This is a genomic window from Mycobacterium sp. TH-M11 (assembly GCF_057473725.1).
The window spans coordinates 1-13,302 of the sequence record NZ_JBYCLD010000374.1 but is presented as its reverse complement, the minus strand read 5'-3'; the positions used below and the strand labels follow the sequence as shown (position 1 = coordinate 13,302).

General features: G+C 66.7%; 11 protein-coding genes and 2 pseudogenes. 7 read left to right on the top strand and 6 right to left on the bottom strand.

Going from position 1 to position 13,302, the window contains the following annotated elements; translation table 11 throughout:
- Positions 1-506: pseudogene (locus tag AC2VOG_RS14935) on the top strand (dual-specificity RNA methyltransferase RlmN); the annotation flags it as partial.
- 38 nt (positions 507-544) lie between these two features.
- Here the strand turns inward: AC2VOG_RS14935 and AC2VOG_RS14930 are convergent.
- On the bottom strand, positions 545-808 hold the full coding sequence (locus AC2VOG_RS14930) for a DUF2631 domain-containing protein (protein ID WP_486940660.1): 264 nt from the start codon (positions 806-808) through the stop codon (positions 545-547).
- A 229-nt stretch (positions 809-1,037) separates the two neighbouring features.
- Between AC2VOG_RS14930 and dxr the strand changes: the two genes are divergently transcribed.
- From dxr to AC2VOG_RS14910, 4 genes are read left to right on the top strand one after another with little or no spacing between them, the layout of a single operon-like run.
- The gene (gene dxr / locus AC2VOG_RS14925; protein WP_486940663.1) at positions 1,038-2,201 is read left to right on the top strand and encodes a 1-deoxy-D-xylulose-5-phosphate reductoisomerase; all 1,164 of its coding nucleotides are present in this window, start codon (positions 1,038-1,040) and stop codon (positions 2,199-2,201) included.
- Positions 2,198-3,406: a M50 family metallopeptidase gene (locus tag AC2VOG_RS14920; RefSeq protein ID WP_486940659.1), complete on the top strand. Its 1,209-nt coding sequence runs from the start codon at positions 2,198-2,200 to the stop codon at positions 3,404-3,406. The genes dxr and AC2VOG_RS14920 overlap by 4 nt, the downstream gene beginning before the upstream one ends.
- A 28-nt stretch (positions 3,407-3,434) precedes the next feature.
- The gene (ispG, locus tag AC2VOG_RS14915; protein ID WP_486940658.1) at positions 3,435-4,592 is read left to right on the top strand and encodes a flavodoxin-dependent (E)-4-hydroxy-3-methylbut-2-enyl-diphosphate synthase; all 1,158 of its coding nucleotides are present in this window, start codon (positions 3,435-3,437) and stop codon (positions 4,590-4,592) included.
- Between the two features lie 45 nt (positions 4,593-4,637).
- Positions 4,638-5,492: a GNAT family N-acetyltransferase gene (locus tag AC2VOG_RS14910; protein ID WP_486940657.1), complete on the top strand. Its 855-nt coding sequence runs from the start codon at positions 4,638-4,640 to the stop codon at positions 5,490-5,492.
- A 40-nt stretch (positions 5,493-5,532) separates the two neighbouring features.
- On the opposite strand, the gene AC2VOG_RS14905 is transcribed toward AC2VOG_RS14910, so the two are convergent.
- Genes AC2VOG_RS14905 through AC2VOG_RS14895 form a run of 3 tightly spaced genes read right to left on the bottom strand, consistent with a single transcriptional unit; the run spans position 5,533 to position 9,181 of the window.
- Positions 5,533-7,029, bottom strand: coding sequence for a glycoside hydrolase family 130 protein (locus AC2VOG_RS14905; RefSeq protein WP_486940656.1), 1,497 nt, complete (start codon positions 7,027-7,029; stop codon positions 5,533-5,535).
- A complete protein-coding gene (locus AC2VOG_RS14900) occupies positions 7,026-8,003 on the bottom strand; it encodes a glycosyltransferase (RefSeq protein WP_486940662.1) in 978 nt (325 codons plus the stop codon). Before AC2VOG_RS14900 ends, AC2VOG_RS14905 begins: the two co-directional genes overlap by 4 nt.
- A 44-nt stretch (positions 8,004-8,047) precedes the next feature.
- The gene (locus AC2VOG_RS14895; RefSeq protein WP_486940661.1) at positions 8,048-9,181 is read right to left on the bottom strand and encodes a glycosyltransferase; all 1,134 of its coding nucleotides are present in this window, start codon (positions 9,179-9,181) and stop codon (positions 8,048-8,050) included.
- Positions 9,182-9,492: 311 nt separating this feature from the next.
- On the opposite strand from AC2VOG_RS14895, the gene AC2VOG_RS14890 reads away from it, so the two are divergent.
- The gene (locus AC2VOG_RS14890) at positions 9,493-11,310 is read left to right on the top strand and encodes a penicillin-binding transpeptidase domain-containing protein (RefSeq protein WP_486940655.1); all 1,818 of its coding nucleotides are present in this window, start codon (positions 9,493-9,495) and stop codon (positions 11,308-11,310) included.
- On the opposite strand, the pseudogene AC2VOG_RS14885 reads toward AC2VOG_RS14890, so the two are convergent.
- Both AC2VOG_RS14885 and AC2VOG_RS14880 read right to left on the bottom strand, forming a co-directional pair.
- Positions 11,307-11,411 (bottom strand): annotated as a pseudogene (locus AC2VOG_RS14885) (type II toxin-antitoxin system VapC family toxin); the annotation flags it as partial. The gene AC2VOG_RS14890 and the pseudogene AC2VOG_RS14885 overlap by 4 nt on opposite strands.
- Before the next feature lie 236 nt (positions 11,412-11,647).
- Positions 11,648-12,178 (bottom strand): hypothetical protein, encoded by a 531-nt coding sequence (locus tag AC2VOG_RS14880; RefSeq protein WP_486940654.1) that lies wholly within the window; start codon positions 12,176-12,178, stop codon positions 11,648-11,650.
- Between the two features lie 651 nt (positions 12,179-12,829).
- Here AC2VOG_RS14880 and AC2VOG_RS14875 point away from each other — a divergent pair.
- Positions 12,830-13,302, top strand: a 473-nt coding sequence (locus AC2VOG_RS14875; protein ID WP_486940653.1) for a DUF1707 SHOCT-like domain-containing protein, incomplete at its 3' end; no start/stop codon positions are given.

Below are 13,302 nucleotides of genomic sequence, written 5' to 3'. Positions count from 1 at the left end.
CGCCGGCCGGCTTCGGGATCTCGGCCCGTTCGGTGACGGTGTCGACGGTCGGACTGGCGCCGGCGATCCGGAAGCTCGCCGACGAGGGACTTGCGGTAACGCTGGCGCTGTCGCTGCACGCCCCCGACGACGAGCTGCGCGACACGCTGGTGCCGGTCAACAACCGGTGGAAGGTCGGCGAGGCGCTCGATGCGGCGCACTATTACGCCGAGCAGACCGGCCGGCGCGTGTCGGTGGAGTACGCGCTGATTCGCGACGTCAACGACCAGCCCTGGCGTGCCGACCTGCTGGGCAAGCGACTGCAGCGGGCCCTGGGGCCGTTGGTTCATGTGAACCTGATCCCGCTGAACCCGACACCGGGCAGCGAATGGGATGCCAGCCCGAAAGCCGTTGAGCGGGAATTCGTTCGACGAGTTCGCGCGGCCGGAGTGGCCTGCACGGTGCGGGATACCCGCGGCCGTGAGATTGCCGCCGCTTGCGGACAGTTGGCCGCTGAAGGCGGGTAGCTGGAGCGCAAGCGGGGTGATGAAGTGCGGGCAGCTGCCTACTTGATCCAGCCGCGCCGGCGGCCCCACATGTCGCGCACCAGGATGAAGATGCCCAGCAGCGCGAAGCCGATCACCCACACGTCCTCGACGTGGCCGACGTGGTTGCCGCGCAGAAACGCGACCAGCAACCCGATCATCAGGAGCCCGTAGACATGCCAGTTGCGGTGGCTGACCTTGCTCCAGCCCCACGCGGCCGACGGCACCTCGACGACGTCGACGCCGTTGACTGTGTTGACGCGCTCCACCGCGCTGCTGGCCACGGCAACTCCTAGGGTCGGGATGGGTCGGGACGGTTATGCCATGTCATTCTGGCATACCGGCATTCGCCGGGGTTGGCGGTGGCGCGGCGCCATGATGAGGGGGCAATGGGGGCACAATGAGGGAGTGTCCGGCCTTCGCGATGGTCTCGCCCACAGCGTCGAGCACGCGGCTGGCCGCAGGCTCGACGTCGAGACCGCGGCTGGGCGCAGGCTCGACGGAAATGGCCGCCTGCGGGTGCTGGTGCTGGGCAGCACCGGCTCCATCGGCACCCAGGCACTCGAGGTCATCGCCGCCAACCCGGACCGCTTCGAGCTGGTCGGGCTCGCCGCCGGCGGCGGCAACCCGGGCCTATTGGCCCGGCAGCGCGCCGAGACCGGAGTGTCCAACCTCGCCGTCGCCGACGAGCGCGCTGCGCAGGCGATCGGCGACGTCACCTATCAAGGCCCCGAGGCGGCGACCCGGCTGATCGAGAACACCCAGGCCGATGTCGTGTTGAACGCCCTGGTCGGGGCGCTCGGTCTGCAGCCGACGCTGACCGCGCTGGCCTGCGGAGCCCGGTTGGCTTTGGCCAACAAGGAGTCGCTGATCGCCGGCGGCCCGCTGGTGCTGGCCGCTGCGCAGCCCGGCCAGATCGTGCCGGTGGACTCCGAGCACTCCGCGCTGGCGCAGTGCCTGCGTGGCGGGTCCGCGGATGAGGTGGCCAAGCTGGTGCTCACCGCTTCGGGCGGGCCGTTTCGCGGCTGGTCGGCCACGCAACTGGAGGACGTCACTCCCGAGCAGGCCGGCGCGCACCCGACCTGGTCGATGGGGCCGATGAACACGCTGAACTCGGCGTCGCTGGTCAACAAGGGTCTCGAACTCATCGAAGCGCATCTGTTGTTCGGCATTGCCTACCGCCGCATCGACGTCGTCGTGCACCCGCAGTCGATCGTGCACTCGATGGTCACCTTCACCGACGGCTCGACGATCGCGCAGGCCAGCCCGCCGGACATGAAACTGCCGATCGCCCTGGCGCTGGGCTGGCCGGATCGGGTGCCCGCCGCGGCTGCGGCGTGCGATTTCTCCACCGCGTCTACGTGGACGTTCGAGCCGCTGGACGACGAGGTGTTCCCGGCGGTCGCGCTGGCCCGGCAGGCCGGTGAGACGGGCGGCTGCATGACCGCTGTCTACAACGCCGCCAACGAAGAAGCGGCCGAGGCGTTCCTGGCCGGTCGGATCGGTTTTCCGGCCATCGTGCACACAATCGCCGAGGTCTGCAGCGCCGCGGACCAGTGGGCCGCGCAACCCGCTACCGTGGAAGACGTACTCGACGCGCAGCGCTGGGCCCGCGGGCGCGCCCAGATTGCAATGACACAGCGTGTGATCACACAGGAGGTTTCACCGGTTCGATGATGTTCGTAATCGGCATCGTGCTGTTTGCACTCGCCATTCTCATCTCGGTGGCGCTGCACGAATGCGGCCACATGTGGGTCGCCCTGGGCACCGGTATGAAGGTGCGGCGCTATTTCGTGGGCTTCGGCCCGACGTTGTGGTCGACCCGACGCGGCGAGACCGAGTACGGACTCAAAGCCATCCCGGCCGGTGGTTTCTGCGACATCGCGGGCATGACCTCGGTCGAAGAACTCCAGCCCGACGAACACGAGCGCGCGATGTACAAACAGAAGACCTGGAAGCGCGTCGCGGTGTTGTTCGCCGGCCCGGGCATGAACTTCGTGATCGGCCTTGTGCTCATCTACGCCATCGCCGTCACCTGGGGGCTGCCCAACCTGCACCCGACCGCGGTCGTCGGCCAAACATCCTGTGCTGCAAGCGAAATCAAGCAAGGTGACTTCGAGAAGTGCACCGGCGACGGGCCGGCGGCCGCCGCCGGGATCCGCGCCGGTGACGTCGTGCTCGAGGTCAACGGCACCCCGGTCACCGACTTCTCCGACATGGCCGGTGTCGTGCAGAAGCTGCACGGCACTGTCCCCGTCGTGATCAAGCGCGACGGGCAGACCATGACCCGCTACGTCGACATCGTCCAGAGGCAGCGCTGGGTCACCGGCGGCAAGAACGGCGCGCCGAAGCCCGCGACCATCGGCGTGATGGGTGTGGTCGGCACGCAGCCCGGGCCCGCGCACTACAACCCGATCAGCGCGATACCGGGCACCCTGAGCTTCACCGGCAACCTCACCGTGCTGCTGGGCAAGTCGCTGGTGGCCATTCCGACGAAGATCGGCGCGCTGATCCACGCGATCGGGGGCGGCGAGCGCTCCCTGGACACCCCGATCAGCGTCGTCGGCGCGAGCATTATCGGCGGCGACACCGTGGATCACGGCGTTTGGATGGCGTTCTGGCTCTTCCTGGCACAGTTGAACTTCATCTTGGGCGTCATCAACCTGGTGCCATTGCTGCCGTTCGACGGCGGCCACATCGCCATCGCGCTGTACGAGAAACTGCGCAACGTGATTCGGTCGGCCCGCGGCAAAGTCGCAGCGGCGCCGGTGAACTACCTCAAACTGATGCCGGCAACCTACGTCGTCCTGGTGCTGGTGGTCGGCTACATGCTGTTGACGGTGACCGCGGACGTGGTCAACCCGATCCGGCTGTTCCAGTAGCGCACAAGCAAGTGGGAGAAGGCACACAGTGACCACAGGTCTGGGTATGCCGGCGGCGCCGGCACCGACGCTGGCGCCGCGCCGTAAGACGCGGCAATTGATGGTCCGCGATGTCGGTGTTGGCAGTGATCACCCGATTTCGGTGCAGTCGATGTGCACCACCAAGACGCACGACGTCAACGCGACCCTGCAGCAGATCGCCGAGTTGACCGCGACCGGTTGCGACATCGTCCGGGTGGCCTGCCCGCGTCAGGAAGACGCCGACGCGCTCGCCGCAATCGCCACAAAGAGTCAGATTCCGGTCATCGCCGACATCCACTTCCAGCCGAAGTACATCTTCGCCGCGATCGAGGCCGGTTGCGCCGCGGTGCGGGTGAACCCGGGCAACATCAAGGAATTCGACGGCCGGGTCGGGGAGGTGGCGAAAGCGGCCGGCGCGGCGGGTATTCCGATCCGCATCGGCGTCAACGCCGGATCGCTGGACAAGCGCTTCATGGAGAAATACGGCAAGGCGACCCCCGAAGCGCTGGTCGAATCCGCGTTGTGGGAGGCCTCGCTGTTCGAGGAGCACGGCTTCGGAAACATCAAGATCAGCGTCAAGCACAACGACCCGGTGGTGATGGTCGCGGCCTACGAGTTGCTCGCGGAAAAGTGCGACTACCCGCTGCACCTCGGTGTCACCGAGGCCGGCCCGGCCTTCCAGGGCACCATCAAGTCCGCGGTCGCGTTCGGCGCCCTGCTGTCTCGGGGCATCGGCGACACCATCCGGGTGTCGCTGTCGGCGCCCCCGGTCGAGGAAGTCAAGGTCGGCACTCAGATTCTCGAGTCGCTCAACCTGCGGCCGCGCGGGCTGGAGATCGTCTCCTGTCCGTCGTGCGGTCGCGCTCAGGTCGACGTCTACAAACTGGCCAACGAAGTCACCGCCGGCCTCGACGGACTCGATGTGCCGCTGCGGGTGGCCGTGATGGGCTGTGTGGTCAACGGGCCGGGGGAGGCCCGCGAGGCCGACCTCGGCGTCGCCTCGGGCAACGGCAAGGGCCAGATCTTCGTCCGGGGTGAGGTGATCAAGACCGTGCCCGAGGCGCAGATCGTCGAGACATTGATCGAAGAGGCAATGCGATTGGCCAACGAGATCGGCGCTGACGGGTCAACGTCGAGCGGTTCGCCAGTTGTGACCGTAAGCTGACGTTGGCCTGATCCGGCCGAGCAATTCGTCGCAGAAAGAGTCAGTATGTCGGCTCCGCCCATCCGCCGCATGATCAGCGAGCGACGGGTGTCGATTGTGCGTGACGGCGCCTCGGTGCGCCGGGTATTCGACGACGACCCGGTCGGCTCGTGCATGGTTGCCGCGCGAGTCGCCGACTATGGCATGGATCCCAACTCGATCGGTGGCGAGTTGTGGACGCGCCGGGGGCCCGACGAGTCGCTGTGTTACGCGGGTGGCAACCTGATCCCGTTGCGTGGGCGCCGCGAGGATCTTCACGCGTTCGCCGATGCGGCGCTGACGGGATCGCGACGCTGTTCGTCGCTGGTCGGCCGCGCGGAGTTGGTGATGCCGATGTGGCAGCGTCTGGAGCCGGTGTGGGGGCCGGCCCGCGATGTGCGCGAGCATCAGCCGCTGATGGCGCTGACCACGATGCCGACCTGCGCGATCGATCCTGGTGTGCGGCAGGTCAAGCCGGACGAGCTCGACACCTACTTGGTAGCGGCCATCGACATGTTCATCGGCGAGGTTGGGGTCGACCCGCGACTCGGGGACGGCGGGCGTGGTTATCGCAACCGGGTCGCCGGCCTGATCGCGGCCGGACGGGCGTGGGCCCGCTTCGACAACGGCGAGGTGATCTTCAAGGCCGAGGTCGGATCGCAGTCGCCGGCGGTCAGCCAGATCCAGGGCGTCTGGGTGCATCCGGAGTGGCGGGGCCGGGGGCTGGGTACTGCGGGCACTGCGACGCTGGCCGCTGTGGTCGTCGGCACCGGTCGGGTCGCCAGCCTGTACGTCAACGACTTCAACACCGTCGCCCGGGCGACCTATGACCGCATCGGTTTCGTCGAAGTCGGCACCTTCGCCACCGTCCTGCTGGACTGAAGCGCGTCGGCTTGAGCTTCGCGTCGCGCGGACGGCGTCCTCAGCTCGGGCGATCTGGTTGCCGAACGAGCGTGGTCAGTAGCTGCGGGAGCGGCGCGGTGGCGAAGCCAATGGCGCCGTCGGCGATCCCGTAGGGGATCACCAGGGTGTCGGCGTGCACGAGCGCGCCGCAGGAGTAGACGACGTTGGGCACGTAGCCGTTTTGTTCGTCGTGGGCGGGGCGCAGCAGTGGGCGCCGCAGCCGGCCGAGCACCCGGGTCGGATCGTCGAGGTCTAGCAGGATCGCGCCGATGCTATATGTGCGCATGGGTCCGACGCCGTGGGTGAGCACCAACCACCCTGCCTCGGTTTCGATTGGCGGGCCGCAATTTCCGAGTTGTAACGCTTCCCATGCCTCGGCCGGCTGCTGGCAGGGCGATGCGCTCGTCCAGACCGCACGATGGTCGGCGAAGGCGACGGTGTTGGTCTCGCGGTCCGATCGCGACATGGCGGCGTAGCGGGCGTGTATTCGTCGGGGGAACAAGGCCAAACCCTTGTTGGCCGCGGCTTTCCCGACGAGCGGGCCGGAGGTGAAGGACCGGAAGTCCTTCGTCTCGAGCAGTTGTTGGCTGATGTGGGATCCGCTGTACGCCGTGTAGGTGGCGTAGTAGGTGACCGAGCCGTCGTCGTCGACGAAGCGGACGAAACGGGCGTCCTCCATGCCGGCTTGCTCGGCCTCCGTCGACGGCCACAGCACGCGTTCGGAAACCGATACGTCGCCGGGAAATTCGACGCCGTAGTGCCGTGCCGCGATCGCGCGGATCAGCGCGACCGCGCGCTCCCCGTGACCGCGGGTGCTCAGGTGGGCCCGCAGATCATCGAGCCGCGCGTCGAGGTCGGATGCGGAGAAGCGGTCGCCGAGCGCATCGAAGACGTAGTTCGCGGCCTCGTCGGCATTGCCGATGCCGCCGAGTTCGCCGCGGAACACCGCGGCCTCGAGCAGCGCCCTCGACACGCTTCCGGTGGTGGCGAAGCGGGCTGGCTCGTCGATCGTGACCCGGCCTGCGGCGTCGACGACGCCGGTGCGGAACCCGATCGACGAGCGGTGTCCTTCCCCGATGCCCCGCACGCTCATCACGAATCGCAGGCTGCCCGCCGCTGCGCCGGTCTGGTCGGGGTGGGCCACCATGCTGGGGTTGCACAGCGCCGCGCCCTCGATGGCGTACTCGCTGGTAAAGGTTGCTCCCAGCAGCAGCATTCGCGCATCGGAGAGGTGCATGTCGGGATCTAGGCGGTCGGCGAGCTCATGGGCGTGCCGACGGAACGTGCCCACCAGGTCACGGTGGCGTCCGTCGAAGCGGATGATGACGTCGTCCAGGGAAGAGCGAACGTCATCGTCGGTCAGGGCGAGGATGCGCTTGAGCACCACGCCCGCCCGGGACTCCTGGAGCTCGAAGCCCTCCAGGCCGGGCACGAAGAGCCGGTTGATCACCCGCGCCGGATTGGCCGCGACCCGCACCGGCTCGCGGGTGACCAGCCCACTGCTCGTCAAAGTCATTCTGGGACCAGCGAAAAACGCTGCGCGTGCTGCAAGGTGGAGATCACCGCAAGGGTCGATTCGGCGCCCTGATTGAGGTTGACGCCGTCGGCGAGCAACCCGTCGAAACCACCACCGGTCTGTGTGTCCCACATGAGCAACCCCGAGTCGTTGGCGCCCTGGAACCAGCCGACGGACGCCCGGATCCCCTCCGGCCAAAGGGTCCGCGGATCGGCGGCCGCGGCGCGTGCGCAGGCGTCGGCAAGGGTGGACACCTCGATCGGCTGCTGGTCGAAGGCGGGCCGGCTGTCCTGCGGCCCCCGCCCGCCCACGCGGGTGGGCGACAGGTGGCCGTCAATCGTCTCGCAGTCGAGCAGCCACTCCAGCAGGTCCAGGCCACGCTGTTTTAAGTCCGGGTCGCTCAGCGCGACGCCGGCAGCGATCATCGCCTCGGGGAGAATCGCATTCGCGTAGGTGAGCCGTGGCTCGGGCCACGGCCAGTCGGAGTTGGTCTCGGGTCGCGCGACGTTGGCCGCGTAGTCGGCGAGCAGTCGCAGGGCCGCGGAATTGCCAGGCTCGAAGCTGAGCAGTTCGGCGGCGCCGACGGCGGCGAACGCCATCGCCCGCGGCCACGGCGAGCGGGCCTTGGCGGCGCGCTCGAACTGGATCACGGCCAGTCGGCGCACGACGCTGACGCCGCTGTGCGCGGCGGCGGTGCCGAGCCCCCAGATGCAGCGTCCCCAGTGGTCGTCCGTGGTGGGCTGGTCGGTCCACACTCCGGCGCGGTTCATCCGGTTGCGGCACAGGCCGTCGTAGGTCTGCGCGTCGTTCAAGAACTGCAGGGCCTTGCCGGCGAGGCCTTTCACGGCGCCCGGCGGGTCGGCCTCGCGAGTGGTGACGACGAGCACCCTGGCCATGTCGTCGGTGCAGTACCCGTGCTCACGGCGGGGCTCGGTCATACAGGCGTGCTCGAAGGTGGCGCGGTGGTCTGTCATTCGCAGCAGGTGCGCGAACACCGGGCTCGGCGCGGCGGCGGCGGTCACCTCAGTGCCGATTGAGTGGACAGCAGCTGTTGCGCAATGCCGACGTAGGCGTTGGCGACGACGGGCCAGGCGATCGTCGGGGCCAGGCCGCGGGCTTCGGCGGCCATGGAGTCGGCGACGTGCGGGTCGGTCAACAGCCGGCGCAACGCTGCGACCAGCGCGTCCGGATCGTCGTGAGGGACGACGTAGCCCGCGCCGCTGCCGAGGAGTTCGACCGCGTGGGGGAAAGCGGTGGCGACGATAGGTCGGCCGCTTGCAAGTGAATCGGCCAGCACGCCGGAGGTGACCTGGTCCTTCGAATCGTAGGGCAGGACGACGACGGTGGCCGTCTGGATGAGCGCGGTGAGCTCTTTGGGGGTGCGGTACACCGCGTCGAAGGACACCGAATCGGCGACGCCGAGGCGGTCCGCCCGCGCCACCAGAGCTTCGCGATACCTTTCCCCCTGCGCGGCGACGACTTTGGGGTGGGTGCGGCCGGCGATGACGTACCGCGGCGGGTTGGGCAGGTGCTTCAGCGAAGCCATGGCGTCGATGACGCGCTCGATGCCCTTGCCCGGTCCCAGCAGGCCCCAGGTCAACATGGTCGGCCGGTCGGGACGCTGCACGCCGGTGGCGCTGGGCAGTGCCGCGCCGTGCGGGATGGTGGCTACCTTGTGGCGCTCGACGGCGAATCCTTCGCACAGGCGTTGGTGGGCCACCTCCGACATCACAACCACCTGATCGGCCAATGCCATCATCGATTCGAGCACCGAACGTTGGTGCGGTGTCGGATCTTTGAGCACCGTGTGAACGATGACGATCGACGGGACGCGCAATCCGGCCATGATCTGGACGACTTCGTCGCCGTCGGGACCGCCGTAGATGCCGTATTCGTGCTGAATGACGGCGACATCGCTGCGGTTGAGGAGTTCGCAGGTTGCCGCGACGGACGAAGCCGAGCCGTTGACGAGCTCGCCGGCGATGTGGGGCGCCGCAGAGACATCACCGTCGGCGATGCGCACGACATTGATGTCGGCGCCTTTGGCTGCCAGCCCGGCTGCCAGGGCCGCGCTGAAGGTCGCCAGGCCGCATGGTGTCGGCGGGTAGGTGCCGAGGATGCCAAAGTTGGGGATGTACGAAAAGTGCTGTATCCCAAAGGGTGCGATTAACGGCTGATCTAATGATGGAGCATTCAAAACTATCCCCGTTGAACGGTGAAACGATGTGTCCGGCGTGAGCGGTGCTCAGGCAGATCAGCGTAAGAAGCTGAGCCATTCCGGGTGGGCTGGGAATACCAGCACCCTTTACGCTACACCGTTTCCTGGCCGAAAGACGTCTCAGTTCGCAGTTGTGCTGCGAAACGTCGATCTCGGCGCCAAATGTTCCGGTGGCCGCGTGCGTAACGATTCCGTCTCGGTGTGTCGCCACCGGTCGAGCGATCCTGGTTCTAACATCAGCCACAATGGCAACAAAAATCACACTGGCATCAGCTGCCACAGCCGCTGTGGTGGCGCTGGTCTCGACGACCGCGGTTTCGGCCTGCACCCCGAAACAGGAAGGACCCGCGCCTGCGGCGCAGAAATTCTTCGCCGCGTTGGCCAACGGCGACACCGGGGCGGCCGCGGATCTCAGTGACGATCCCCGCGATGCGCGCGAAGCGCTCAATGCGGCGTGGTCGGGGCTGCAGGCCAGCCATCTGGACGCTCAGGTCACCGGTTCGAAGTACAGCGAGGACACCGGCTCGGTCAGCTACCGCTATACCTGGCATCTGCCCAAGGGCAGGATGTGGACGTATGACGGAAAGCTGAAAATGGCTCGCTATGAAGGCCGTTGGCAGGTCCGCTGGAGCAGCACCGACTTGCATCCGCGCCTCGGTGAGCATCAGACGCTGGCCTTGCGGGCCGATCCGCCGAAGCGAGCCTCGGTCAACGAAGTCGGCGGCACCGACGTGTTGGCGCCCGGCTACCTCTACCACTACACGCTGGATGCGTCCAAAGCCGGCGCGTTCCTGATCAGCTCCGCCCGCTCGGTGGTCGACGCGCTGCACCCCTTCGACGACACGATCAACGATCCTCAGCGCCTGGCCGAGCAGGCCAGCGGCACCGGCAAGCCGGTCGATCTGATCACGTTGCGCACCGACGACAACAACCGCGTCGCTTCGGCCATCGGGACCCTGCCGGGAGTGGTGATCACGCCGCAGGCCGAGTTGCTGCCGACCGACTACCACTTCGCCCCCGCGCTGATCAACCAGGTGAAGAAGTCGGTGATCGAGCAACTCGACGGCCAGGCCGGCTGGCGGGTGGTCAGCATCAACCAGAACAATGTCGATCTGGCTGTGCTGCAGGAGGTTCCGCCGGCACCGGCGCCGTCGGTGTCGATCAGCCTGGACCGGGTCGTGCAGAACGCCGCCCAGCACGCGGTGGACAACCAGGGTCGGCAGGCGATGATCGTGGTGATCAAGCCCTCGACGGGGGAAATCCTTGCGGTCGCCCAGAATGCCGCGGCCGACGCGATCGGTCCGCTCGCCACCACTGGCCTCTACCCGCCCGGATCGACGTTCAAGATGGTCACCGCGGGCGCGGCGCTCGAGCGTGACATGGCAAGTCCCAATACGCTTTTGGGCTGCCCTGGACACGTGGATATCGGGCAGCGTGTTGTTCCCAACTACGGCGGATTCGATCTGGGTGTGGTCCCGATGTCGCGCGCATTCGCCAGTTCGTGCAACACCACCTTCGCCGAATTGGCCAGCCAGATGCCGCCGCGCGGTCTGACGCAGGCCGCCAACCAATACGGCATGGGGCTGGACTATCAGATCGACGGCATCAACACGGTCACCGGATCGGTGCCGCCGACAGTCGACTTGGCCGAGCGCACCGAAGACGGGTTCGGCCAGGGCAAGGTGCTGGCGTCGCCGTTCGGCATGGCGATGGTCGCGGCAACGGTGGCTGCCGGAAAGACGCCGGTACCCAGGCTGATCGAGGGGCGGCCGACGACTGTCACCGGCGACAGCTCGCCGATCACCGAGAAGATGATCGAAGGGCTCCGGCCGATGATGCGGCTGGTGGTGACCAACGGCACCGGCAAGGAGATCGCCGGCTGTGGCGAGGTGTACGCAAAGACCGGTGAGGCCGAATTTCCCGGTGGTTCGCATGCCTGGTTCGCGGGTTACCGCGGCGATCTGGCCTTCGCGTCGTTGATCGTCGGGGGAGGCAGTTCGGAGTACGCGGTGCGGATGACCAAGTTCTTCTTCGACTCGATGCCGCCAGGCTATTTGGCTTAGGAGCTGAACGCGCTTTCCAGCGTCTGGTCGAACGTCTTGATTCGGGTGACACCGCGGCGCTGGCAGCAGGCCAGGTGAAGCAGATCGCGCGCACTGAGGCCACGGTCTTGCCGCGTCGTGATTCGTCGCCGGCGGTGGTTGGCAGTACGAACGCGTTCATGCTTCAGACAAAGCCGTCGCCCGGCCGCGAGGGGCGACCGGGCGACAGGGTTTGCTCGCCGAACAAGCGTGACCACCGCGGCTCGACGAAGGCGATCTGGTGCCTGAACCGGTGGGGAATACCCCCATCCCCACCGGTTCAGACCGCCACCTCAACGAGGTGGATCAAGCAGCCGGATCAGGCGAACGGCGCGCCCGTCAGCAGGTCGATCAGCGGGGTCAGCACGTAGTCCAGACCCGTCGGGGTGAGCAGGCCGTAGTCCAGGCCGGTGGCCAGGTAGCCCAGGGCGGTGTCCGGAACCAGGTACGCGCCGGCGCCGTCGGTGATAGTGCCGGTGACTCCGGCTGTCGTCTGCTCGTAGAACGCGCTGGGGTCGATCGCGTTGACCAGGTTCTCCAGCCCGTGGTCACCCGCGGTCTGCTCGAACGTGACGACGTCGGTGGTGAACGACTCGTAACCGGTCAGGTTAGATTGCGCATCCGACAGGTCCAGAGCGGCATTGTCGATGCCCTGAGTGCCTTGGGAGCCGAACAGCATGTCGTACGCATCGTTAGGCTTGAACGTGTCCCCGGCGCTGGCCACGGCGCTGCCGTCGGCGTACGAGTCGACGACGGGCGTGTCGGCATTTGCGGTGCCCATGCCCACGAACGCGGCCACTGCTGCGCCCCCTAGCGCTGCGCCGATGGCGGTAACATATTTCTGACTCATGTGCGAGTCTCCTATCTAGGTGTGTCTTCTGGTGGATTGTGGGGTTGCCTCCCCGCAGCCGTTGGCTCGCACATGAGTCTCACTTTCCCCCTCATGGCGGACGAGCCGTCCGACGGACACGATCCTATAACAAAGCGTTGCTTTTGTTAAGCAAACCTCCCATGAAAAGCTCAGGCGCACCTGTCGCCGCGTTAAGCCTCCGCTTACTGGCAGTTCGAGGGCGTTCCCGCGGGTTAGCTATCTGAATTCGGCGGCGCGTCGACTAGTTGCCGAAGGAGCGTCGTGACCGGAAAAGGCCAGCTCAGCGAGGTGTGCCGCAGGCTTGGCTGTTGGCGGCGGCGTTCGTAAATGCGATCTCCGCTCTCAGCAATCCGAGGAAATGTTCGGTATTCTGGATATAAAATCCGGTAATCAGGACGTTCTTTCTGAGAAGCGCCAACAGTGATTTTGATGCCGAAACTAATAACAACGTATGCGTAAACAATGATCAAATACATTAGCCATTAAAGTGGCGCGTCGTGATGCCAGAGGTTCTCGCTTACTGGTTCGTATGAAACTTGATTGCATACTTTTGGCATCAACTCGACGGCTGGGCGTGATGGCCGTGCGACGCTCCTGGTCGGCGACCGGCGGCGGTAGATTGAGTAGGCCATGACACGTCCAGACGAACTGTCCGAACTGCGCGTCTCCGATGCCGATCGCAACGGCACGCTGCGGCGCCTGCACAACGCGGTCGCCCTCGGATTGATCGACATCACCGAGTTCGAAGAGCGGTCCACGCACGTGTCGTATGCCCGCACCCGCAACGAACTGGACAGGTTGGTGGGCGACCTGCCCGGGCCTGGCTCGATTGTCACCTCCGCCGCCGACCGCGTCGAGTTGCGGGGCTGGGCCGGATCGCTCAAGCGACACGGTGAATGGACGGTGCCCACCCGGCTGGCGCTGGTGCGCCGCCTGGGCTCGGTGGAACTGGACCTGGTCAAGGCCAGATTCGCCGGACCGGTGGTCGTCATCGAACTCGACATGCGATTCGGTTCCGTCGAGATTCGCCTGCCGGTCGGCGCCAGCGCGTCGATCGACGACGTCGAGGTCTACGGCGGCAGCGCCAGCGACCGGCGCAAGGT